Origin of the sequence: Thermobaculum terrenum ATCC BAA-798 (assembly GCF_000025005.1) — a bacterium.
GTDB classification, from domain to species: Bacteria; Chloroflexota; Chloroflexia; order Thermobaculales; family Thermobaculaceae; genus Thermobaculum; species Thermobaculum terrenum.
The window spans coordinates 62552-85758 of the sequence record NC_013525.1; the positions used below are offsets into that span (position 1 = coordinate 62552).

Consider the following 23207-nt stretch of genomic DNA (forward strand, 5'->3'; position numbering starts at 1 on the left):
CATGGAAAAGGTGTATTAGTCTTCTATCAAGCTATCACGGAGCACATCCAAATGCTCAAGGGCCATACCAGTTCCAATAGCAACGCAATCCAGAGGATTCTCAGCTATGCAGCAAGGAATCCCGGTTCTTTCAGCCAGAAGCTTATCCATACCTCTTAGCAACGCACCTCCGCCAGCCAGCACCATCCCTTTGTCAATTATGTCCGACATTAATTCTGGCGGAGTCTCCTCGAGGACGACTAAGACAGCATTGACTATACTATCCAAGGGCTCAGCTATGGCCTCCGTTATCTCATCTGAGGTCACAGTTACCGTTCTTGGTAGGCCAGTAACCTGATCCCTTCCTTTGACATTCATAGTCTTCTTTTCTTCTTCTGGGAGAGGCACCGCGCTTCCGATCTCAATCTTGATCTCCTCTGCAGTACGATCACCAATTATAAGGCCGTAGCTGCGCTTCATATAGTTCATAATCTCTTCATCTATATGATTGCCCCCAAGGCGCACAGAGTTACCTACCACTATTCCATTGAGAGAGATAACCGCAACTTCGGTAGTGCCCCCACCTATGTCTATAACCATATTGCCACTAGGGGCAGATACTGGGATACCTGCGCCCAAGGCTGCAGCTAAAGGCTCCCTGATAAGCCAGGCGTGTTTGGCCCCAGCATTTAGGGCAGCATCCCTGACCGCACGCATCTCAACTGTAGTGACCCCCCCAGGCACACACACCATTACTTCTGGACCGCCAAGAGAGAACCTACCTGCAGCCTTACCTATGAAGTGTCTAAGCATCTCCTCGGTAATGACGTAATCAGCTATCACGCCATCTTTCATAGGCCGCACAACTTCTATGGTTTCTGGCGTTCTACCGAGCATATCTCTTGCTTCGGCCCCAACTGCCTTTATGGAGCCATCTTTAGTACTCACGGCAACTACAGAAGGCTCCTTGATAACTATGCCTCTACCCTTGACGTAAACCAGCACGTTAGCCGTTCCCAAGTCTATCCCTATGCGCTTTGAGAATACCAAACCCTATCCTCCACTAGATAGCTTCGCATTACTATAGGCATAAAATCTCGATCCCGTAGATTCAGCCCTACGGGATCGAGACTATATGTCATGAAAATTATAGCGGTAGCACAAAGGCATTTTTAGGGTATAGGTTGACCAGTTCTACGGCGTCTTCTGGCCACTTTTAGACGAACTTGCGCTCTACGCAGGGCCAGATCCATAGCCGCTCTAGTTTCAGCCGAGGGTCTCTCTGCCAAAAGCCTTTGCGCCCGCTGCTGAGCCTCCTCAGCCCTAGCGATATCTATCTCCTCTGAGCGTTCGGCGGTATCAGCCAACACTGTGACGCGATCGTTGAGTACTTCCATGAAGCCCCCGCCTATAGCTATCTCATCTTCCTGATTGCCCTTTCTGTACTTGAGGGGCCCCACATCCAGTACAGCCATTAGCGGGGCATGCTTAGGCAATATACCTAAAGCGCCTTCCAACCCGGTGGCCACCACCATATCCACATCATCGGAGAAAACTACTCTTTCTGCAGTTACCACTTCTAGATGCAGCGGCATACATAATACCTCCGCCCTGTAATTGTTCTACTATTCACAATAAAGGGGCAGGAGAATCCTGCCCCTCTTCTTCAATAGTCCATTAGGACTCTCTTGCCATCCTCTCGGCCTGTTCTACGGCTTGCTCAATGGTACCTACCATGTAGAATGCTTGCTCAGGAAGATCGTCATACTTACCTTCCAGAATCTCCTTGAAGCCTCTAACGGTATCTTCTCGCCTCACGTATTGACCAGGACGGCCGGTGAACTGTTCAGCAACGAACATCGGCTGGGAGAGGAACCTCTCGATCTTACGTGCTCTCGCGACTATCAGCTTATCCTCATCAGAGAGCTCCTCTACGCCTAGAATGGCGATGATATCTTGAAGGTCCTTATAGCGCTGGAGAACCCTCTGCACACCTCTTGCTACTTCATAGTGCTCCTCGCCCACGATACGAGGATCAAGGATACGGCTAGTAGAGGCCAGCGGGTCCACGGCTGGATATATACCACGCTCCGCGATAGATCTTTCAAGAGCGATGGTTGCGTCCAAATGCGCGAAGGTCGTTGCGGGAGCAGGATCTGTGTAGTCGTCTGCAGGCACGTACACAGCCTGCACACTGGTGATAGCTCCTCTCTTGGTAGATGTAATTCGCTCCTGAAGCTGGCCCATCTCCGTGGCTAGTGTTGGCTGATAACCTACTGCCGAGGGCATTCTACCCAACAATGCTGACACCTCGGATCCTGCTTGCACGAAGCGGAAGATGTTATCCATGAACAGAAGTACGTCCCTGCCCTCAACATCTCGGAAGTACTCAGCCATGGTTAGCCCTGTAAGTCCTACTCTTAATCTGGCTCCAGGCGGCTCATTCATCTGCCCAAAGACAAGCACTGTAGAGCCAAGCACTCCAGACTCAGTCATCTCCTCGTAAAGCTGAGTACCTTCCCTAGTACGCTCACCAACACCAGCGAAGACTGATACTCCTGAGTGCTGCTTGGCAACATTGTTGATGAGCTCCATGATGATAACCGTCTTGCCCACACCGGCTCCACCGAACACACCGGTCTTGCCACCTCTAGTGAAAGGTGCTATCAGGTCTATGACCTTAAGGCCAGTCTCGAATACTTCTGCCTCGGTTGATTGCTCCTCGAATTCTGGAGCTGGTCTGTGGATAGGCCATCTCTCGTCAGCATTGACTGGCCCTTTCTCGTCTACCGGTTGACCAAGAACATCGAAGATCCTGCCCAAGGTAGCAGGGCCAACGGGAACAGCTATGGGCTCACCCGTATCAATAGCTTCCATGCCTCTGTAGAGGCCATCTGTGCTGCGCATGGAAACACACCTTACCCAGTCGTTCCCAAGGTGCGCCTGCACTTCTAGAACTACTGGCTCACCATCTTCTCTCTCGACTCGGACGGCGTTAAGTATCTCGGGCAAATTGCCGTCGGGAAACTCCACATCTACCACGGGACCTGTTATCTGTACTATCCTACCTTTAGCTTTTGCTTGCACTGCCATTTGAGTCTTTCACCCCCAAACTTACGACTGAAGAAAAATAATTAACCTTCAAGAGCGGCTGCGCCGCTTGCTATTTCGATGATCTCCTTCGTGATGTTAGCTTGCCTTAGCTTGTTATAAGTTAGTGTTAGCTCCTCTACCAGCTCATTCGCATTATCGGTAGCATTCCTCATAGCAACCATGCGAGCGGAATGTTCACTAGCCTTACTCTCGAGTAGGGCCTGGTATAACTGTACCTCTACGTACCTGGGAAGCAGAGCCCTCAAAAGCATTGCAGGGTTGGGCTCGAAGATGTAATCCGGAACTTTTGTCTCTCTTCCCTCTTCTACTTCTGGAGGTTCTATTGGCAATATCTTTAGGAGTGTTGGTCGCTGATTAAGGGTAGTTATATATTCGGTATACGCAAGGTAGACAGCATCTGTCTGACCCGACGTAAATTCATCTATGATCATGTGAGCCACAGGAGTTATAGCATCCAGTCCAGGCAGATCTCCTATATTACTAAATTCAGCCTTAAGATCCCTCCTACGACGTACCATGTAATCGCGTCCCTTGCGACCAACGGCTATTACGGAGACCTGCTGATCCTGCCTATCTAACATGAAGTTGATAGCCGTTCTTATTATGTTCGTGTTAAAGCTACCGGCAAGCCCTCTATCGGAGGTCATTAGTATCAGCGTAACCCGGTTCTCAGGACGCCTTTCCAGGAGTGGATGCATTACTGAATCACCACCCCCAGTGGAGGCACCCAGGTCAGCGAGCACGTGCCTTATCTTTTCTGAGAAAGGCCTCGATGCCGTCACAGCCTGCTGAGCCCTCCTCATTCTGGAGGCGGCAACCATTTCCATCGCACGAGTTATCTGAGCTGTATTTCTGATACTACGTATCCTACGTCTTATTTCCCTAGTGCTAGGCACAAGACACCTCCGGGGGTTGCCACCGTTTATCTGGTGGCAACCCTATCTCTAGTTCTCATGTGTACTATGCTGGCGCGGACTGCTGTGGAGTATATCCTTGCTTGAACTCCTCGATAGCAGCTCGTAGCTTCTCAGTAAGCTCATCGCTAAGAGCCTTCTTATCGGCTATCTCCTGACCTATCTCCGGATGGACGGAGTCCATGTACTCATAGAATCTGTTTTCGAAATCGCGGACGCTGTCAACAGGTATATCATCCAGATATCCGTTCGTGGCCGCGAATATGATCATCACCTGTCGCTCCAAGGGCACAGGCGAGTACTGGGGCTGCTTCAGAACTTCGGTAAGTCTCTGCCCTCTTTCTAGCTGAGCCCTTGTTGCCTTATCTAGATCTGAACCGAATTGAGCAAATGCCGCCAAGCTTCTGAACTGCGCCAGGTCCAACCTCAGCTTACCAGCCACCTGGCGCATTGCCTTAGTCTGAGCAGCTCCGCCTACTCTAGAGACTGAGAGACCCACGTTAATAGCTGGTCTGATACCAGCATAGAACAGGTCGCTCTCGAGGTATATCTGACCATCAGTGATCGAGATCACGTTTGTAGGGATGTAAGCGGATACGTCATTTGCTTGGGTTTCAATAATAGGCAGAGCTGTCAGGCTACCACCGCCGTACTCATCATTCAAGCGAGCAGCACGCTCAAGCAGGCGAGAGTGCAAGTAGAACACATCACCAGGGTAAGCCTCTCTTCCAGGAGGTCTCCTCAGGAGCAGGCTTATCTCGCGATAGGCAGCAGCATGCTTGGAAAGGTCGTCGTAAACCACTAGCGCATCTCTTCCCTGCTCCATGAACTCTTCACCCATAGCACAACCAGCATATGGAGCTATGTACTGCAGGGAAGCAGGATCATCAGCGTTGGCTGCCACAACTATGGTATGCTCCATAGCGCCATACTCTTCGAGAGTCGCAACTACTTGAGCAACCTTGGAGGTCTTCTGGCCGATTGCTACGTAGATACAGATAAGATCCTTGCCCTTCTGATTGATTATGGTATCGATAGCAATCGCGCTCTTACCTGTCTGCCTATCGCCGATAATCAGCTCTCTTTGTCCCCGACCTATGGGAATCATAGAGTCTATAGCCTTGATACCTGTCTGTACCGGTGTATCAACCGATTTTCTAGCAACTACACCAGGGGCTATTCTTTCAATCACCCTACGCTTGGTAGCGTTGATAGGTCCTTTACCGTCTATAGGCTCTCCTAGAGGGTTGACAACTCTTCCTATAAGCTCATCGCCTACCGGCACATCAACCACGCGCCCGGTGGACCTTACCTGCTGCCCCTCCTCAATATCTGTGTAGGGGCCCAGGATAACTATACCGACGTTATCCTCTTCGAGGTTGAGAGCAAGCCCATACACACCATTTTCGAATTGAACCAACTCGGAGGCCTTTACACCGCTGAGTCCGTATGCTCTGGCTATACCATCGCCAACCTCTACTACCGTACCTACCTCAGCGGTGACTACAGGCTGACCGAAGGACTCTATTTGCTTTTTGATTATTTCAGCTATTTCTTCTGTTTTAATTGCCATGACCCATTACTCCTGAAACTACATAACTATCTCAGAGTAAGGCTTCTGTGTAGCTGAGTAAGTGCAGTAGCCACACTCCCATCAACAAGTTTATCACCCACTCTTACAACTATACCCCCTATGATAGAGGGGTCAACCTTGGTATGCAGCTCGATCTGTTTACCCGTTATCTGACTAAGTTGCTCAACTATTTGTTGCTTTTCATTATCATCTACTGGAACGGCTGTAGTTACTTCTGCTACAACTATGCCTCTCGCTTCTCGTAGCAGTTCCTCAAACCTGCTTAGTATTGCTGGAACGATTTCGACCCTATCCCGATCAACGAGCATCTGCAGAAGGTACATAGCTTGAGGTTGTACCTTACCCTCAAACAACCGCTTAGCCATATCCTGCTTTTCAGAGATCGACTTACGAGGGTTCTTGAAGAACCTGAGAGCGCTCACATCACTGAACACAGATGCTAGCAAAGAGAGGTCGGCGTGCCATGCATCGAGGTTGCCAGATTCCTGGGCCAACTCAAATATAGCCTCAGCATAACGTCTAGCACTTGATCCAACACTAGGCAACTGGTCTGCCTCCTCTGAATTGATCAACGCTCTCAGCTAGTACCTCGTTGATAAGCGCTCTGTGAGTGGCAGGATCCAACTCTTTGCGTATTATCCTGGAAGCAGCAGCAATAGCTAGATCTGCCACTTGGCGCCGAAGCTCATCTATAGCCTCAGCCTTCATGCGATCTATATCTTCCTGTGCTCTCTGGATAATCTGGTTAGCCTGCTCACGCGCGTTGTCCTGAGCTGTGCTTTGAATACGCTCAGCTGCCTGCTGAGCTTGTTGCAGGATAGCTTGTGCCTGACGACGAGCATCCTCGAGCATTTGCTTCGTACGCTGTTCTTGCTCAGCGGCCTCTCTTTGAATGCGCTCAGCAGTTTCTATGCTCTCACGAACTCTCGCAGCGCGCTCATCTAAGATACGAGTGACAGGACCAAAAGCAAACCGCTTAAGAACGTAAACCAGAATAAGAAAGGCTACAAGTTGCCATATAAACGGCCACAGCTGTAAACCTAGGTTCTCTAGTACTGCTGACATCTACCCTACCTTATAGTCTTCTTTCTTTATCGATGCCAGGTGGAAGGATTCTCCACCTGGCACCAAGCTAATAAACTTTCAGTGATTATAACCAGAAATTACAGTACTAGGTTGTGAACAGGATCAGTAGTGCTGTCAGGAAGGCGTAAATAGCAACAGCCTCTGCCAGAGCAGCACCGATGATCAGAGTAGTTCGAATATCACCACTTGCCTCGGGATTCCTGCCAGTGGCTTCCATAGCGCCACGGACTGCAAGACCAATACCAAGTCCCGGGCCTAGAGCACCCACTCCAATGGCAATCGCCGAAGCGAAACCCTTGAATTGAGTTAGATTGGCAGCCTGTTCCTGGAGTGCTGGAGCATTCTGAGCTGCAGCAACTATAGTGTTACTTAGATCCGTCAATACACCCAAATCCAATTTCGAAAAATCCTCCTTTTAGTGTTTTAAGATTGAGAAGTTTTACTAATGATGAGTCGCTGATTCGGCATCCTCAGCATCCGCAGGATGGCCGTGACCAGCAACTGCTAGCGTAATGTATATGAGCGACAGCAACGAAAACACCAGGGCTTGTATTAGACCTATAAACATTTCCAGCCCCATGAACGCCATAGGGATAACAACCGGTATTATAGCTATAGCCCCAAGGAACGACAGGGCCAACATTACCGTGAGAAGCACTTCCCCACCAAAAACATTGGCAAAAAGTCGTACGGATAGAGAGATAACGCGAGCTAGTTCATCTATCAGATGCATTGGATTGAGATATTCCTTGAAATGCCCTCCAACGCCATGTGCAGCCACGCCTGCTATCTGTACGACTACTATAGTTACTATAGCCATAGCCAAGGTCATGTTCAGGTCGGCATTGGGAGCTCTAAGTAATGGGACATCCCCATGCTCGGTATGCCAGGTAATAGTACCAACACCAGGCAGCAAAGATGCCCAGTTAGCCACAAGTATGTATATAAAGAGCGTACCTATAAGAGGGAGTATTGCCCTGCCCGCAGTTCTACCAGCAGTAGTTTGCACCAAGTTATCCAACAACTCAACTATTGCCTCCAGAAAGTTCTGGCGCTTACTAGGGACCAATGAAAGACCTCTACTCAGCCATATAGCAGCTATGGACAAAGCAACAACTACTATTAAGGTCATTAACATAGAGTTGGTCACTGGGATTGGGCCAATATGGAAGAGAGTCTCTGGAGCCAAGGTTGGCTGATGGAAAGGAGTACCTAGAAGACCTTTGCCATGCTCTTCTTCTTGAGCTAGTATCCTGGCTAGGCCACCGACTCTTTGTTCAGCAAGCATCAAAGGCACCTTTCTTACTCCTGATCAGAATCGTTCGATCTTCTATGACGAGATCTCCGAATCTCTCTGCTAGTCCTGAATAAGGTTAGTCTATAAAGGTTGTAACCAGCTAAAGCTAACCCCATAAATATACCAATAAGTAGAAATATTGGGGAACTATGTAGATAACGATCTAAAAAGGCCCCTCCAACTATGCAACCTACCAGAAAGATCGCTATTGAACATCCGACCTCGCTGGCTAAGGCCCAAGCCTGTAAAGTTGATCTATCTAATTTCACATTACCACCAGCCAGGCCGGATTATATCATAGTTGAACCGATAGTGAGTATACCAATTAGTGCAAGATTTCACAATTCTTCTCTTCTTCATACTCCCACTTGTATTTCATCCTCCAGGCTCTGAAGAGCATCCTCCTCAAGTGGCAATTCATGCTGCTGGCCTTCAAGTACGACTTTGCTAGCCGCCTCTATGAACCCGAGGAATAGAGGGTGAGGCCTCATTGGCCTGCTAAGGAATTCGGGATGGAACTGAGTCCCTACATACCAAGGATGATCCTTAAGCTCGACTATTTCGACTAGATTACCATCAGGGGACAAGCCACTTAGTACTAAACCATGATTTTCCATAATCTCACGATAGCTATTATTGAACTCCCATCTATGCCTATGTCTCTCATGTATTAGCGACTTGCCATAGGCTTTGGAAACCTTAGTACCTGCAACAAGAGAGCATGGGTAAGCTCCAAGTCGCATAGTTCCGCCCTTGTCAGAAAGAGACTTCTGACTTGCCATCAGGTCTATCACCGGATACTGAGTGTCGGGATCTACTTCCGTCGTGTTAGCCCCGGTCAATCCACATACGTTTCTGGCGAATTCGATGGTGAGCATATGCATGCCATAACATAAACCTAGGTAGGGGATATTATTTTCACGCGCGTATTTGGCTGCTGCTATCTTACCCTCCACACCCCTTGGGCCAAAGCCTCCTGGCACAACGATGCCTGACACATGGCTTAACCTCTGATCGACATCCTCATTTTCCAGGGACTCAGAATCTATCCAGTCTATGTTGATCTGGAGGTTGTGAGCTAAACCAGCATGGCGCAATGCTTCAGCAACACTTATGTAGGCATCCCGCAACTCTGTGTATTTACCTACCAACGCTATGTTGACTGAATGATCCTTGGGAGCCTTGAGCTTGGCTACCATGTCTTTCCAGCCGGTTAGATCCGGCTCCTTTGCGTTGAGGTTCAAACGGTCGACTACATAAGTACCAAGCCCCGATTCCTCAAGTAATATAGGAACCTCGTATATCGTCTCAGCTGTCTCTAGGGGTATGACTGCCTCAACATCCACATCCCCAAACAAAGCTATTTTCTGCCTTATCTCAGGTGTGACTGGATGATCAGATCTACAGATGAGTACGTCTGGGTTAATTCCAATGCGCCTGAGTTCATTCACGCTGTGCTGGGTAGGCTTGGTCTTGAGCTCTCCAGTAGCCGCTATATAGGGAAGGAAGGTTAGGTGCACGTAGAACACATTCTCCCTACCTGCTTCCCTCCTCATCTGTCTTATAGCTTCCAGAAACGGCAAGCCTTCTATATCTCCAACAGTGCCTCCGACCTCTACTATTACTACATCCGCACCGCTGGTTTCAGCTACAGACCATATCCTGTTCTTAATCGTGTTTGTTATATGAGGTATAACTTGTACTGTCCCTCCTAGATAATCCCCTCTTCGCTCGGCGGTCAGTACCTCGAGATATATTTGTCCAGTAGTGACATTGCTATTGCGCGACAAATTGACATCTATGAATCTTTCATAGTGACCCAAATCGAGGTCAGTTTCGGCCCCATCATCAGTGACGAATACCTCTCCATGTTGGAAAGGCGACATCGTACCAGCATCGACATTTATATAAGGATCCAACTTTTGAGCGGAGACCGACAATCCTCTACTTTTGAGTATCCTGCCAATAGCTGCAACAGCTATACCTTTACCGACCGAACTAACGACTCCACCTGTTACAAAGATGAACTTGGGCACGATGTCAACCTCCTGAAACCTAGTTCGCCTTTACTGCAAGAATCTTGACTTCTGTTTGCTCGCCAAAATCAGACTTGCGAACAACGAGCTTGTCTTCAACCTGCCAGTTAGTTAATCCCATTTCTTTACAAAACCTCTCTATTCCTTCAAGATTAGCCTGGCCGGGTGCTGTTTTGTAGTGCATAGGAATCACAATAGAAGGCTCTATTTGGGAGATAACCTCGACTGCTTCTTCAGCACCCAGAGAGTTACCTCCGCCTACAGGAATAAGCAGTATGTCCACTTCGGACATAAGGTCAGCCTGTTCCTCATCTAGCACATGCCCCAGGTCGCCAAGATGCGCCAGAACCAACCCCTCGGTCTCGATAAGATAAACTGTGTTCTTACCTAGCTTCTTGCCAAGCTGCTTATCATGATATGTCCTGACGCCAGTGATAAAGAGCCCTTTGATCTCGTACTCACCTGGACCTGTTATTACTTTGAGATCATCTCCACCTTTTACAGAACTTACATTGTTGTGTCCCGGATGGTCATGGCTTACAGTGACTATATCAGCCTTGGGCCTGCCTAGATCCAGACCCTCCATCTTAGAGTATGGGTCCATGATCACGGTAGCTTCTTTCGTCTTGATCCTAAAGCAAGAATGTCCAAGCCAAGTTATCTCCAACTAGACCACTCCTAGTTTTTGTTACATGGAAAAGTTATCAAATTATCAACTAGCATCCAACCTAATAGGTCAATTTTCTACACTTCTTTCATCTTGGTCTGCATGTAATTCACGCCACAACTGTTTTATGACCTTCGATGAAGTTTCATAATCAAACCCTCTGCGGGATAAAAACCCACCCATACGTCTATAGAAGTCCTGGTATTCCAGACCAGTGTAAGACCTAAGCTTCGATCTTGCTGCTCTATAAGCTAGCTCATATTCATCTGGTCCAACCTCATCCTCTAGGACCTCGTCTACAGTATCTGATTCCACCCCTTTTTGTCGAAGCTCGAACTTTAACCTTCTAGACCCCATAGGCGAGAATTGTTCCCTGTTCTGTACCCAGAAACGCGCAAAGTCTTCATCGTTTACGTATCCCAAGGTCCTGAGTTTATCGATTGCTTCATCTATCACGTTCTCGTCAACACCTTTACGTCTTAGCCTTTGGATAAGCTCAGACTCGGACCTAGGCCTTACAGCTAACAAGCGAACGGCAGCATCAAAAGCCTTGTCGAACTTATCCTTGTGTACCAGCTCATCGATTTCCGCCTCGGTGAGAGTCTTACCCTCTTCGATCCTGTACTCCCAGGCTAATGACTCACTTAGACTAAATGCATACCTTCCATTCAGATAAATGGAAAATCTGTTCCGGTTACCTTTTTGCCGTTCTATGCCAGTAACAACAAGCTTTTTCTCGCCATTTAAAGAGGTTGGGGTTCCTTCCCGATTGTTATCGGGTATATTCGAGGAACCCCTGCCAGAAAACTCTGTTTTTCCGCTACTACACATCTATATCCGACAGACCACCGTTACTACCGATCAATACCTTATCAAGATTGCCTGCAGCCTTGATTCTACTCTCGATCTCCTCCGCGACATCCGGATTCTGTCTGAGATATTCCTTAGCGTTCTCTCGACCTTGGCCAAGGCGCTCATCATCAAGGTATATAAACGAGCCGCTCTTACGTAGGACTCCAACAGATAGCCCAACGTCTATGAGGTTACCTTCCTTGGAGATACCCTCATTAAACATGATATCGAACTCAGCAGTCCTGTAAGGCGAAGCAACCTTGTTCTTAATAACCTTGACACGTACCCGGTTACCGACAACGTCCTGACCCTGCTTTATAGATTCGACCTTTCTTATCTCCAGACGCACTGAAGCGTAGAACTTGAGGGCGTTTCCGCCACTTGTTGTCTCCGGGTTACCAAACATCACACCAATCTTCATCCTGATCTGGTTGATAAAGATCAGTACGGTCTTACTCTTGTTTACAGCTCCTGCAAGCTTTCTCAGAGCCTGGCTCATCAACCTAGCCTGGAGGCCAACATGGCTATCCCCCATTTCGCCCTCTATTTCAGCTCTAGGGACTAATGCAGCCACAGAGTCTATCACCACTACATCAACCGCACCGCTCCTTACTAGCGTCTCTGCGATCTCAAGAGCTTGCTCACCTGTATCGGGCTGGCTGATGAGCAGATCGCTGAGCTGAACACCACACTTCTCAGCGTAAGAAGGATCGAAAGCATGTTCAGCATCGATATAGGCAGCAGTACCGCCAAGCTTCTGAGCCTCTGCTATGATATGCTGCGCCAGAGTGGTTTTACCAGAGGATTCTGGCCCATAAATCTCAACTATCCTCCCCCTTGGAACTCCGCCAACGCCTAAGGCTATATCCAAGGCTATTGAGCCCGTAGGAATTGCTTCTATCTGCATTTTGGCCCTATCACCCGTCATCCTCATGATAGAGCCTGTACCAAAAGCCCTCTCTATTTGAGCTATAGCACTCTCCAAGGCTTTATCTCTATCGCTCATGCATAAAACTCCTGTGATTAATTCCCAGAAAAAATGTTCTATAAGCTAATACAATTATATTTATGAGACTGTTTTTCTGTCAAATAACGTTGAGTACGCAAAATAAAACCATGCCAAGTATAATCGTCCATAACACAAGGGTATTCTACTATGAATGAAATAGCCTTTCTACTGGGTCTGACACTTATACTTGTTGGCTTAGTAGGGATAATGATACCGTTCATACCCGGTATACCAATTATGTGGTTGGGTGCCTTAGTCTATGGCGCTATGACTGGTTTTAGAGAGCTCACTTGGCCATGGATGCTAATTATAACTCTTATAGCCCTAATATCTATAAGCCTAGATTTTATCCTCTCAGCTATCATGGCCCGAAAATTCGGTGGCTCCAGATTAGCCTCTTTTGGTTCCTTACTGGGTGGAATACTAGGCACACTATATCTTGGAGCTTTTGGTGCATTGCTTGGAGCATTCGGAGGCGCTGCGCTTACGGACCTACCAGTGAGCAGATCTATACGCAAGGCCCTTAGAAGTGGGACAGGTGCTGTCGTAGGTTTTGTGCTAGCCCTGATAGTAGATCTAACCTCTGGAATAGCTATCCTGGCAATATATCTATTGACGGCAATCTCCTAAGACCAGGTAAGGGAACATGCCTCGAAGCTTATTGTCGCTCTTACTCAATTTAGAAGTAGAAAAGCTAAGGGATATCGCACTTTGGTGGTGTGTGGATCTCCCAAACGGGACTAGATCGGAGCAGGCAACTATACTCGCAAGGGAGATCCTGAGGTCCGATACATCTTTGTATATGTATTGGGAAAGAATAGGTCCCGAGCCTAGAGACCTACTACTAAGAATAGCTGAACATTCTGAATTGAGGCTCTCACAGTTGCCAGCCAGTAAGGACGATCCAGCACTCAGGGACCTAATAGCGTCAGGAATGGTATGGAAGCTGAGCGAAGCCGATCTGAGGTCCGAAAGAGTCTATACACATACCACTTCCTCCGATCCTTATCTGCTAATCCCAAGAGAGCTAATACGCATGATCACGAGGCTAAAGAGAAAACTTCAGGAAGGCGACACGTCGGACAAGCCATTAGAGTTTTACTTAGAGGGCATGGGGACTGGTGAGCTCGAGGCTGTAGCTCTAAATTGGGGTCTGGCAGATGAACCCGGAAGCTACACCAGAGAAGAGATAATCAAATCTCTGCTAGAAGAGCTGGAAAAGACTCCCACATCAAGAGTATTGAAAAAGCTTACTACCAACGCTCTAATGGTCTATCGATCTCTATTAGAAGAAGGTAAAGCTTACGGATTCGAACTTGCCAAGAGTCTGAACTTGCCTCTTCCAGCAATGCGAGAGGCTGTAATAGAGCTGACCGAGAACATTCTTGTGCAGGAAGCTATATACAACGACAGATGGTTGATCTTCCCAACCAGAGGATTGATACATACAACCAAGTCTAAGAGCTACGTTTCCCCTCCTGAAGTTTATACGCCTCGTAAGCAAGTAAAAAACCCTGACTATGCCCCAGCATGGGACTTGCTACACCTACTACGTGCATACCAGCTATATGATCTACCTTATCCCAATAACACTGAAATAGAAGAGGCGCTGTTTAATAGACTGAGCAGTCTCATATTTACCAACTCCGAGGACAAAGCCTCGCACGCCAAGCTGCTATTCCATCTAAGCCGCGACCTGGGACTAGTATCTGAAAATGCAGGCATGATTACCACAACAAAGGCGGTTGAGAGTTGGATAAAGCTACCAATCGAAGTCCAAGCTAAGAGGATATTTAAAGCATGGATAGAGACGAAATACGATGAATCTCATGGCCTTCTTAAGCAAGCTCCTGGCTACAGCGACAGCCAGGAATTATTGAAAAAGGCGCGTTTGGAGATAATAGAGATACTATCCGCATGTCATGTGGATAAGTGGTACAGTATAGAGCAGGTATCCGAGATAATTAGGCAAGAACATCCTTATATCATAAGGACCAACAATCGACTAGTTAGAGAACTAGGATTAGAGGGGGCACAGAAGGCCTTAGAAGAATGGCCAAGGTATGAAGGTCGTTGGATAACACTCTTATTCCAAGGGCCTCTTACGTGGCTACACGTAGTAGAGACATCCTCTGATGAACTCAATCCAGCATTCTCCCTTACACCGGATGGTGCATTTCTTATAGGTAAATCAAAGACTAAATACGAGTCCAAGCTTGCGAAATCCTTGTCCATCCAAGGCCATAACTCCGGTCTACAAATTAGAGTACCCAGGCCAGAATCATCACTCATTTGGACTCTATCTGCCTTTGCCAGACCCCATAAGTGGCACGAGTCGGGTTTGGGAATATACGTGGCAGATCGTAGAACTGTAGCCAGGGCTAGGGGAGTAAACCTTAGTCCATCTGGAATAGTTGAGTTTCTGGAAGAGCACTCCAAAGAAAAGCTCCCTAATTCTATTACCAGTAAGTTGGAAGAGTGGGGGAAAGAGCCTTATAAGGTCAGTTTTGCACAAGGGTTGGTTCTTACCCTGGACAGCACAGAGGCTGTTAGAGATCTTCAAAAGCTATCTTTTATTCAGCACTTTCACCCCATGATCATAGACGAGACCAAGGTGCTGTTATTCCTTCCCAAAGATAACTATGAGCGTGAGGTCTCGAATCTGTTACGTAGGCTGAATAAGACAGGGCTGTTCGTTGTAGAAAATAATTATGGGGGATAAGCTTATCCCCCATGGACTACCAAATCGAGCTTGTCAATAGCTCTACCTATCCTGGATATAGTTCGGTCTTTACCCAAGACCGCCATAGTCTCGAATAGTCCAGGAGACGCAGTCTTTCCGGTTATAGCAACCCGAATGAGCATGAAAAGCGTTCCAGTTTTCACACCAAGCTCAGATGCCATAGATCTAAGCTCAGTCTCAAGTATCTCTTCTGACCAATTATCTATAGGCGATACTCTATCTTTTACTTTCTGCAAGAGTTCTTGCGCTTCCTGCAAAGTCAGCTTCTTTCCAGCAATCTCTTCCGCGGATGGATCCGGATCTCTAAAGAAGAAGTCCGTAAGCTCTACTACATCCGGTAGAAGCTTGATCCTATCCTTTACCAGCCCTATAACTTCAATCAAATAACCCTCATCGAGATCTTCGGTCTTCACTAGGCCAGCGTTCTCAAGGATAGGCTTGACTCTACTCGCCAGGTCATCAACGCTGAGCACATGGTTTATGTAATAGGCATTCATCCACTCGAGTTTATTAGCATCAAATATCGCAGGAGAAGGACTCATCTTGTCGATGTCAAACAGCTCTATCAGTTCTTCTCTTGAGAATATCTCCCTATCCGCACTGTACGAGGCACCAAGCAAAGCAAGGTAATTAAACATAGCCTCAGGAATTATCCCAATATCTCTATACTCAAGTGCTGGCAAGGCTCCATGCCTCTTGCTTAGCCTCGACCTATCAGGACCTAATATGATCGCTGTGTGAGCATATAGAGGCGGATTCCACCCAAGAGCTTCGTGCAAGAGAATATCTCTTGCACCAGAGCTTATATACTCATCTCCTCTAAGCACATGGGTTATGCCCATCAGATGATCATCTACCACAACTGCAAAGTGATACGGAGGATAACCATCACTTTTCAGGATGACGAAATCATCTATTTGATCGTTCTGGTATGTTACAGGGCCACGCAGAAGATCAACCATGGTGGTAGTACCCTCAAGCGGCGTGGCAAACCTTACTACGTATGGCTGTCCTGAATCGACTAATCTTTTGGCCTCTTCTGGGCCCAAATATCGGCATTTGCGATCGTAACGCGTGGGTAAATTATTCTTCCTTTGTTCCTCCCTTAGAGCTTCTAGCCTTTCCTGAGAACAGAAACATCTGTAAGCCTTCCCCTGGGAGATGAGCAGCTCGGCATATTCCCTGTATATCTCTTTGCGCTCAGATTGCACGTAGGGCGCATGAGGTCCACCAATATCTGGTCCCTCATCCCAATCAATACCTATCCAACGCAGAGTTTCATAAATTACTTCTACGGCACCAGGCACGACTCTAGCGCGATCTGTATCCTCGATTCTTAGAATAAATTTGCCTCCATGATGCCTAGCTAACAGCCAGTTGAAGACAGCAGTTCTTAAGTTACCTACATGCAAGTATCCAGTAGGACTTGGCGGGAAGCGTACCCTAACCTCGCTATTCAAAGACACCTAACCTCACCCCTACACAGTGTTTCTAATAAGTAAGTCCTCAGCCATTATAGTTACTAAGCTACACGGCCTCAAACTTGCTGAAAGTTTAGCTGTTGGACACAATAACCTAGGAGAGGCTATATCAATGACTGTTGGTGCCCGTATTGATCTGCTAAGCAAGGGACATAGAAGCCAAACTGAGGAAGAATACAGAAAAGCTAGTTATAAGATACTCATACTAGGAGCCGGCTTTGGGGGCATACAGGCGGCCATAGAGCTCGACAAACACCTAGGTAAGAGGCAGGATGTTAGTATCCTAGTAGTGGATCGGGACAATACCCAGCTGTTCCAGCCCTTACTGTGGACCGTAGCCTCCGGCAAGAACTGCCCAGATGATACTACTGTCCCTATCAGGAAGTTTCAAAAGGGAAGAAGCTTTCACGTCATGCATTCCGCAGTCAAACATATCGATCTACAGAACCAGGTGGTCTACTTTGACAACGGAGAGGATAGGCCATTCGATTTCTTAGTGATCGCTTTGGGCAGCGTAACTGCTATCCCGGACCTACCAGGGCTAAGAGAAAGAGCACTACTCTTTAGGAGCCCTGCAGACGCTATAGAGCTAAGAAACAAAGTAATAGATGCCCTTGAAATGGCTCATAAAGAACAAGATCCCGAAGCACGTAAGTCTTGGCTTACGTTCGTGGTCGGCGGAGGTGGTGATACCGGCATCGAATTGGCTGCCACACTCAAGGAATACATATACGCGGGACTCTTTGCCGAATATCCCTGGCTAGAGAATGAGCCAGCTAGAATCGTGCTTGTAAGCAGGTCCAGTAGACTAGTCCCACAAAGCAGACCACATATATCTAAGACCGTGCAGGAGGTACTTGAACACGAAGGCATAGAGGTAATGAATAACACATCTGTGGAAGCAGTAACTGAAGATGAGGTAAAGACTTCTGCAGGAACTATAAAGGCTCGTACCCTTTTTTGGGCTGCCGGTATAACAGCGCCAAAGGTTGTAAAGGATCTGCCTGTGGAGCACGCCAGAAATGGATCTTTGATCGTAGATAAGTTTTTGCGTATTCCCCAATACCCAAACGTCTTTGTTGTAGGAGACTCTGCATGGGCATTCGATGCAAGAACTAACGACCCTATACCTCCCACAGCACAAGCAGCTGAGCACATGGGCCGGTACGTCGGCAGAACAATATCAAGTCTTATACAGAATAGAAGCATAAAACCCTTCGTTTTCAAGCCTCTAGGTCATCTAGCCTTACTGGGACAACGCACCGGTGTCGCAGAAGTTGGACCACTTACCTTTACCGGTATACCAGCTTGGTTTATCTGGCACTCATACTACTTAATACACATACCTTCATGGCAAAACAGAATTTATCTATTCACTCACTGGCTACTATCATTGATTCTCGGCAGAGAGACCGGTCAGCTGAGGCTGTCACCTGGCGTACTCAAGGAGGGTATACAGTAAAGAGAATCTCTACGCAAAACCCATATTATAGTTATGACTAGTATTCATATGGGACGCAGCAAGTGGTAATATAGTAAAAAGTGCGAGTAACCTTATACGAGCGGAGGGAGTCACCTCCGCTCTATCTGTGATTGTGGAGTTGTATATTTCCAACAAGGAGCTTGAATGAGGCGCTCTACACTTTACAGCTTGATATTTATCATTATTTTGACCGCATTTGCAGTATGGGTAGACCTTCCAGGATCTAGAAACGTATTTGGACGGCAAGCAGAAGTTGTTGAAGGATTGGACCTTCAAGGAGGCTTGCAAGTACTGCTCCAAGCCCGCCACGTTGGTGGCAAGGCCCCTACAAGAGAACAGATGGAAGAGGTCAGGCAGGTTGTTGAACAACGAGTCAACAGCCTGGGATTAACTGAACCCGTAGTACAACTCCAGGGGTCAGATCGTATCGTCGTTGAGCTTCCGGGAGTAAAAGATCCTGAACAGGCAATTAGAACATTCCAGGGTACAGGCTTGCTTGAGTTCATAGACGCTGGTGATACACCACTGCAAGTGGGAACCCTGGTCAATACTACTCTAGGTCCAGCTATAACGAATGGTAATCAAAATCAGAATTCAACTAAGAATGGTACACCTACTCCTGGTACTACCCCGACCCCAGAGAGCACTCCTCAGGCCAACCAAACACCTGTAGCTGCAAACGTAACCCCAACCCCAGAAGACCCACAGTTTCAGCAAGCACTACAGGCAACGCCTCCAGAGCAGCTACAAAGGACATATACCACAGTAATAACTGGAAACGACATAGCCAATGCCAGGCCGGATTTCGATCCGACCACTGGGGAACCCGTAGTCTCATTTGAGCTGAAACCCGAGGCAGCCAAGAAGTTCGCTGATTTCACTACCCAGAACGTGGGCAAATACTTGGCAATAGCACTAGATAAGAAGATCATCAGCTCTCCTCAGATCAGAGACCCAATAACTAACGGTAGGGGAGTTATAACAGGAGTAACACGCGAGGAAGCACGTACATTGGCAATTCAAATCAGGTCTGGGTCTCTCAGCGTGCCACTCGATATCATAAGCTCTAACACGGTAGGAGCTACACTTGGCAACGATTCTGTGCAGAGAAGCATCCGTGCTGGGCTAATAGGCATCGGAGCAGTTGCACTCTTTATGATCCTCTATTACAGGCTTCCAGGGTTCGTTTCTGTAGTCGCCCTAGCAATATACGCTGCAGTAGTGTTCGCACTCTTCAAGCTTATACCTGTAACACTAACACTTGCAGGTATAGCTGGCTTTATCCTATCCGTAGGCATGGCCGTGGATGCTAATGTGCTTATATTCGCGAGATTAAAAGATGAATTACGTCGCGGTAGAGGTTTGATCCAGGCCATAGACGTGGGCTTCAAAAATGCCTGGCCCTCTATCCGGGATAGCAATATTTCCACTCTAATCACATGCGCAATACTCATATGGTTTGGCTCTAGGTTTGGAGCAAGCGTGATCAAGGGCTTTGCTATCACCCTGGCAATCGGTGTCATAGTTAGCATGTTCACAGCCATCTTCGTTACCAGGACATTGCTACAGGTAGTATTATCAATGGTGCATACCAGAAACTTGTGGATTTGGGGTATAGGAAAGAATCAATTACCCGAACCTGAAGGCAGAACTTTACAACCGGCTAAGAGCTCTAGAACTACTCAGGCTTAGTTAGTGGAGGGCTTTGCTAATTGATCGATATAGTTAGGTGGAGATACGCTTTCTATCTGCTTTCTCTTTTGATAATCATCCCAGGTACTATATATCTACTACTGTTCGGATTGAGACTGGGTATTGACTTTGAGGGAGGTACATTTTGGCAGATTCAGTTTGAAAAACCTGTCAGAATTGAGGATGTTAGATCTGCATTGGCTCAGGCAGGTTACAACGAAGCCTTCGTTCAAAGTTTTGGACAGCAATCCAATACTGCACAGGGCACTGTAACCAGGGGTGTGTCAATGCGCCTCCCCGAGATAAAAGAGAACTCTCCGGAAAAGGCCAAACTCGAGCAGATACTGAAATCTAGATTCGGGAACTACGAAGAGCTGGTGTTCACATCTGTAGGCCCAGCAGTTGGCAGGGAAATCAGGAACAGGTCCATAGTTGCGATTGCGCTAGCATCCCTGGGAATTTTAGGGTACATAGCGTTTGCATTTCGTAAAGTAAGTCATCCATTCAGATACGGAATCTGCGCTATCATCGCGATGCTACACGACGTGTTGGTCGTGGTAGGCATATTTGCCATTCTTGGTAAGCACTTCGGCGTGGAGATAGATGCTCTATTCGTGACCGCTTTGCTAACGGTAATAGGTTTCTCTGTACACGACACTATAGTTGTATTTGACAGAATTCGCGAAAATCAGCTTAGAAGATACGGTGAAAGCTTTGAGCAAATAGTCAATATAAGCCTTCTACAGACTTTAGTAAGATCCGTGAACACCTCTATGACGGTGATCTTCACCTTGCTAGCTCTCTACTTCTTTGGTGGCACAACGATCAAACACTTCGTGCTGGCACTTCTAATCGGCATCGTAAGTGGTACATACAGTTCTATATTCAATGCCAGCTTACTGCTCGTCTCCTGGGAAAACAAAGACTTCCTTCGAATCTTTAGAAGGACCGAGCCAGAAGCAGCAGCCACCTAAAAGGAAACTTGGGTTAAAATTTGGTTAGCTTAAACCAGGGTCGATAACTAAATATACAGAGGACGAGGGGGTTTCATGAGCAACGAGGTATTATGGGCAATACTTATATTTGGTGCTGGAATACTGGCAGTTATCTTCGCCCTCTCAATGGCCAGGTATGTCCTCAGTCGAGACACTGGGACTCCAGAGATGAAGGCCGTGGCCGACACAATATATGAGGGGGCAATCGCTTATCTGAACCGTCAATACACTACGATAGCAAGCATAGCGGTTATCACAGCAATTATTATCGGAGCCATTATCGCCCTAGTAGGCAGCGAGACTATGGATCTTCCGGGACCTCAGGCGGCGATAATGACTGCGATAGCTTTCCTGGCTGGGGCCCTAGCCTCAGGAGTATCTGGATACATTGCTATGCTTGTAGCAGTCAAATCTAACGTGAGGACTGCCGCCGCAGCTAGAAGAAGCCTAGGAGATGCACTACTCGTTTCCCTAAGAGGTGGTGCTGCTGGAGCATTCTTCATAATCGCGCTCTCCATAATGGGCGTTGCGGCCATATTCTACGCTTACAACGGCTTCAATCAGCCTGAGAGAGCTCCTTTTCTCATAGTAGGCTTTGGCTTCGGAGCATCCTTTGTTGCTCTTTTCGCACAACTTGGAGGAGGTATTTATACCAAGGCTGCAGATGTAGGAGCTGACCTGGTAGGTAAGGTGGAAGCAGGAATACCTGAAGACGATCCCAGAAACCCCGCTGTTATAGCAGACCTTGTAGGTGATAACGTAGGTGACTGCGCTGGACGCGGAGCGGACCTGTTCGAATCCACTGCGGCTGAAAACATCGGAGCTATGATCCTTGGGGTATCCATATTTCTGGCAACGGGAAGGGATAACCCAGGCTTTATATTCCTCTCGCTTGTACTTGGTGCTATGGGGCTTATAGCCTCCATGATAGGAGTACTCTCTGTCAGACCAAGCGCTAACGCAGACCCAATGGGTGCCCTGAACAGAGGTTTTGCAGTAACAGCAGTCCTGTCTATAATCGGACTCTTCATCGCCACTCTTTGGGTACTAGACGGTAATTGGTGGCTATTTGGTTGTGGGCTGGTAGGTATCATAACATCGATACTTTTCCTGCTCATGACCCAGTACTATACCTCCGAGAAGTACAGACCAGTCAGGACCATAGCTGAGGCATCCAAGACAGGCCCAGCAACTAACATCATCTCTGGTATAGCTATCGGTTTTGAAAACACCGCTCTGCCAGCGATAGTCATCTCTTTGGCTATAGGTACAGCCTACTTCTTCGGCACCAGAACGGGCTTTAGCGACAACTCCTTCGTGAACGGAGTGTATGGAACTGCTGTAGCAACTATGGGAATGCTTATGACAGTGGCCTATGTGCTGGCCATGGACATCTTCGGTCCTATTACAGATAATGCTGGCGGCGTCGTAGAGATGAGCAACCAGCCAGAGGAAGTGAGAGAACGTACAGATGCACTCGATGCAGTAGGTAACACAACCAAGGCTCTTACCAAGGGTTATGCTATAGGTTCCGCTGCTTTGGCTGCTTTCCTCCTGTTCTCAGCCTATCTCTCCGACGCAAGACTAGAAGCTGTCAATCTAGCCCGCGTACCGGTATTCATAGGCGGCTTCCTTGGTGGTATGTTAGTGTTCCTGTTTAGCTCGCTGGCTATCAGGGCAGTGGGACGTGCAGCAGGAGATATGATTGAAGAGGTACGTCGCCAATTCAGAAGCGAACCAGGCATCATGCAAGGCACAGTACGTCCCAACTATGCAAAGGCTGTGGATATAAGCACTAGAGCTGCTCTTAGAGAGATGGTCCTACCTGGTATCCTGGCAGTAGGAATGCCCGTAGTGGTTGGACTGATACTAAGAGCTGAAGCTGTAGCAGCCCTTCTGATGGTCGGTACTATGACAGGCATATTGGTAGCCCTAGTACTCAACAACGGTGGTGGCGCATGGGACAATGCCAAGAAACTGATAGAATCCGGCCAGCTGCTAGATGAAGAAGGCAAGCCTATAGGAAAGGGAACAGCTACCCACGCAGCGGCAGTGGTGGGTGATACGGTAGGTGATCCTTTCAAGGATACAGCTGGACCGTCTCTGCATGTGCTGATCAAACTGCTATCTACCGTAACTCTGGTACTTGCTCCTCTGTTCATCAGATAAGGTAGTAGGAACTTTGCTTAGTAAAATCTAGTTCCAAATTATAGGGGGCTTATAGCCCCCTATAATTTCTAGAGGCTATAGAAAGGATCTATAGGG

Annotated in this window: 21 protein-coding genes; 6 read left to right on the top strand and 15 right to left on the bottom strand. The window is 47.6% G+C overall.

Annotated features, from left to right (window positions below):
• Window positions 1-15: 15 nt before the first annotated feature.
• The 14 genes from mreB to recA form a co-directional block, all read right to left on the bottom strand.
• On the bottom strand, window positions 16-1029 hold the full coding sequence (gene mreB, locus TTER_RS00300) for a rod shape-determining protein (RefSeq protein ID WP_012874019.1): 1014 nt from the start codon (window positions 1027-1029) through the stop codon (window positions 16-18).
• Window positions 1030-1151: 122 nt separating this feature from the next.
• The gene (locus tag TTER_RS00305) at window positions 1152-1574 is read right to left on the bottom strand and encodes a F0F1 ATP synthase subunit epsilon (protein ID WP_012874020.1); all 423 of its coding nucleotides are present in this window, start codon (window positions 1572-1574) and stop codon (window positions 1152-1154) included.
• 82 nt (window positions 1575-1656) lie between these two features.
• Entirely contained in the window at window positions 1657-3072 is a 1416-nt protein-coding gene (gene atpD, locus TTER_RS00310; protein WP_012874021.1) for a F0F1 ATP synthase subunit beta, read from the bottom strand.
• Between the two features lie 41 nt (window positions 3073-3113).
• Window positions 3114-3989 carry a F0F1 ATP synthase subunit gamma gene (locus TTER_RS00315; RefSeq protein ID WP_012874022.1) on the bottom strand — a complete coding sequence of 292 codons (876 nt, stop codon included), beginning with the start codon at window positions 3987-3989 and terminating at the stop codon, window positions 3114-3116.
• A 64-nt stretch (window positions 3990-4053) separates the two neighbouring features.
• Entirely contained in the window at window positions 4054-5580 is a 1527-nt protein-coding gene (atpA, locus tag TTER_RS00320; protein WP_012874023.1) for a F0F1 ATP synthase subunit alpha, read from the bottom strand.
• Window positions 5581-5606: 26 nt separating this feature from the next.
• Window positions 5607-6146: an ATP synthase F1 subunit delta gene (gene atpH, locus TTER_RS00325; protein ID WP_012874024.1), complete on the bottom strand. Its 540-nt coding sequence runs from the start codon at window positions 6144-6146 to the stop codon at window positions 5607-5609.
• Window positions 6139-6666 carry a F0F1 ATP synthase subunit B gene (gene atpF / locus TTER_RS00330; protein WP_012874025.1) on the bottom strand — a complete coding sequence of 176 codons (528 nt, stop codon included), beginning with the start codon at window positions 6664-6666 and terminating at the stop codon, window positions 6139-6141. The genes atpH and atpF overlap by 8 nt, the downstream gene beginning before the upstream one ends.
• 106 nt (window positions 6667-6772) lie before the next feature.
• Window positions 6773-7084, bottom strand: coding sequence for an ATP synthase F0 subunit C (atpE, locus tag TTER_RS16255; RefSeq protein WP_012874026.1), 312 nt, complete (start codon window positions 7082-7084; stop codon window positions 6773-6775).
• A 45-nt stretch (window positions 7085-7129) separates the two neighbouring features.
• On the bottom strand, window positions 7130-7975 hold the full coding sequence (gene atpB / locus TTER_RS00340; RefSeq protein WP_083768895.1) for a F0F1 ATP synthase subunit A: 846 nt from the start codon (window positions 7973-7975) through the stop codon (window positions 7130-7132).
• Between the two features lie 14 nt (window positions 7976-7989).
• Complete coding sequence (locus tag TTER_RS16305) at window positions 7990-8253, bottom strand: AtpZ/AtpI family protein (protein ID WP_169302591.1); 264 nt, start codon at window positions 8251-8253, stop codon at window positions 7990-7992.
• 87 nt (window positions 8254-8340) lie between these two features.
• Window positions 8341-10020, bottom strand: coding sequence for a CTP synthase (locus TTER_RS00345; protein WP_012874028.1), 1680 nt, complete (start codon window positions 10018-10020; stop codon window positions 8341-8343).
• A gap of 19 nt (window positions 10021-10039) precedes the next feature.
• Window positions 10040-10687, bottom strand: coding sequence for an MBL fold metallo-hydrolase (locus TTER_RS00350; protein WP_012874029.1), 648 nt, complete (start codon window positions 10685-10687; stop codon window positions 10040-10042).
• Between the two features lie 69 nt (window positions 10688-10756).
• Complete coding sequence (locus TTER_RS00355) at window positions 10757-11518, bottom strand: regulatory protein RecX (RefSeq protein WP_012874030.1); 762 nt, start codon at window positions 11516-11518, stop codon at window positions 10757-10759.
• The gene (gene recA, locus TTER_RS00360; RefSeq protein WP_012874031.1) at window positions 11511-12545 is read right to left on the bottom strand and encodes a recombinase RecA; all 1035 of its coding nucleotides are present in this window, start codon (window positions 12543-12545) and stop codon (window positions 11511-11513) included. Before recA ends, TTER_RS00355 begins: the two co-directional genes overlap by 8 nt.
• Before the next feature lie 150 nt (window positions 12546-12695).
• Here recA and TTER_RS00365 point away from each other — a divergent pair, with 150 nt between their 5' ends.
• Both TTER_RS00365 and TTER_RS00370 read left to right on the top strand, forming a co-directional pair.
• Window positions 12696-13178 carry a DUF456 domain-containing protein gene (locus TTER_RS00365; RefSeq protein ID WP_012874032.1) on the top strand — a complete coding sequence of 161 codons (483 nt, stop codon included), beginning with the start codon at window positions 12696-12698 and terminating at the stop codon, window positions 13176-13178.
• A gap of 91 nt (window positions 13179-13269) precedes the next feature.
• Window positions 13270-15270 carry a hypothetical protein gene (locus tag TTER_RS00370; RefSeq protein ID WP_041424285.1) on the top strand — a complete coding sequence of 667 codons (2001 nt, stop codon included), beginning with the start codon at window positions 13270-13272 and terminating at the stop codon, window positions 15268-15270.
• Window positions 15271-15272: 2 nt separating this feature from the next.
• Here TTER_RS00370 and gltX read toward each other — a convergent pair whose 3' ends face one another.
• Window positions 15273-16751 (bottom strand): glutamate--tRNA ligase, encoded by a 1479-nt coding sequence (gene gltX / locus TTER_RS00375; RefSeq protein WP_012874034.1) that lies wholly within the window; start codon window positions 16749-16751, stop codon window positions 15273-15275.
• 133 nt (window positions 16752-16884) lie between these two features.
• Between gltX and TTER_RS00380 the strand changes: the two genes are divergently transcribed.
• The 4 genes from TTER_RS00380 to TTER_RS00395 all read left to right on the top strand — a co-directional run bounded on the left by TTER_RS00380 (window position 16885) and on the right by TTER_RS00395 (window position 23111).
• Complete coding sequence (locus TTER_RS00380) at window positions 16885-18234, top strand: NAD(P)/FAD-dependent oxidoreductase (protein ID WP_012874035.1); 1350 nt, start codon at window positions 16885-16887, stop codon at window positions 18232-18234.
• Between the two features lie 165 nt (window positions 18235-18399).
• Window positions 18400-19947 (top strand): protein translocase subunit SecD, encoded by a 1548-nt coding sequence (gene secD / locus TTER_RS00385; RefSeq protein ID WP_012874036.1) that lies wholly within the window; start codon window positions 18400-18402, stop codon window positions 19945-19947.
• A gap of 20 nt (window positions 19948-19967) precedes the next feature.
• Window positions 19968-20921 (top strand): protein translocase subunit SecF, encoded by a 954-nt coding sequence (secF, locus tag TTER_RS00390; RefSeq protein ID WP_012874037.1) that lies wholly within the window; start codon window positions 19968-19970, stop codon window positions 20919-20921.
• A 75-nt stretch (window positions 20922-20996) separates the two neighbouring features.
• Window positions 20997-23111 (top strand): sodium-translocating pyrophosphatase, encoded by a 2115-nt coding sequence (locus TTER_RS00395; RefSeq protein WP_012874038.1) that lies wholly within the window; start codon window positions 20997-20999, stop codon window positions 23109-23111.
• Window positions 23112-23207 lie beyond the last annotated feature (96 nt).

Coding starts and splice junctions, on each gene's coding strand:
- TTER_RS00305 (WP_012874020.1), bottom strand. CDS start 1,574: ATGCCGCTGCATCTAGAAGTGGTAACTGCAGAAAGAGTAGTTTTCTCC.
- atpD (WP_012874021.1), bottom strand. CDS start 3,072: ATGGCAGTGCAAGCAAAAGCTAAAGGTAGGATAGTACAGATAACAGGT.
- atpA (WP_012874023.1), bottom strand. CDS start 5,580: ATGGCAATTAAAACAGAAGAAATAGCTGAAATAATCAAAAAGCAAATA.
- atpF (WP_012874025.1), bottom strand. CDS start 6,666: ATGTCAGCAGTACTAGAGAACCTAGGTTTACAGCTGTGGCCGTTTATA.
- atpB (WP_083768895.1), bottom strand. CDS start 7,975: ATGCTTGCTGAACAAAGAGTCGGTGGCCTAGCCAGGATACTAGCTCAA.
- TTER_RS00355 (WP_012874030.1), bottom strand. CDS start 11,518: ATGTGTAGTAGCGGAAAAACAGAGTTTTCTGGCAGGGGTTCCTCGAAT.
- recA (WP_012874031.1), bottom strand. CDS start 12,545: ATGAGCGATAGAGATAAAGCCTTGGAGAGTGCTATAGCTCAAATAGAG.
- TTER_RS00365 (WP_012874032.1), top strand. CDS start 12,696: ATGAATGAAATAGCCTTTCTACTGGGTCTGACACTTATACTTGTTGGC.
- TTER_RS00380 (WP_012874035.1), top strand. CDS start 16,885: ATGACTGTTGGTGCCCGTATTGATCTGCTAAGCAAGGGACATAGAAGC.
- secD (WP_012874036.1), top strand. CDS start 18,400: ATGAGGCGCTCTACACTTTACAGCTTGATATTTATCATTATTTTGACC.
- TTER_RS00395 (WP_012874038.1), top strand. CDS start 20,997: ATGAGCAACGAGGTATTATGGGCAATACTTATATTTGGTGCTGGAATA.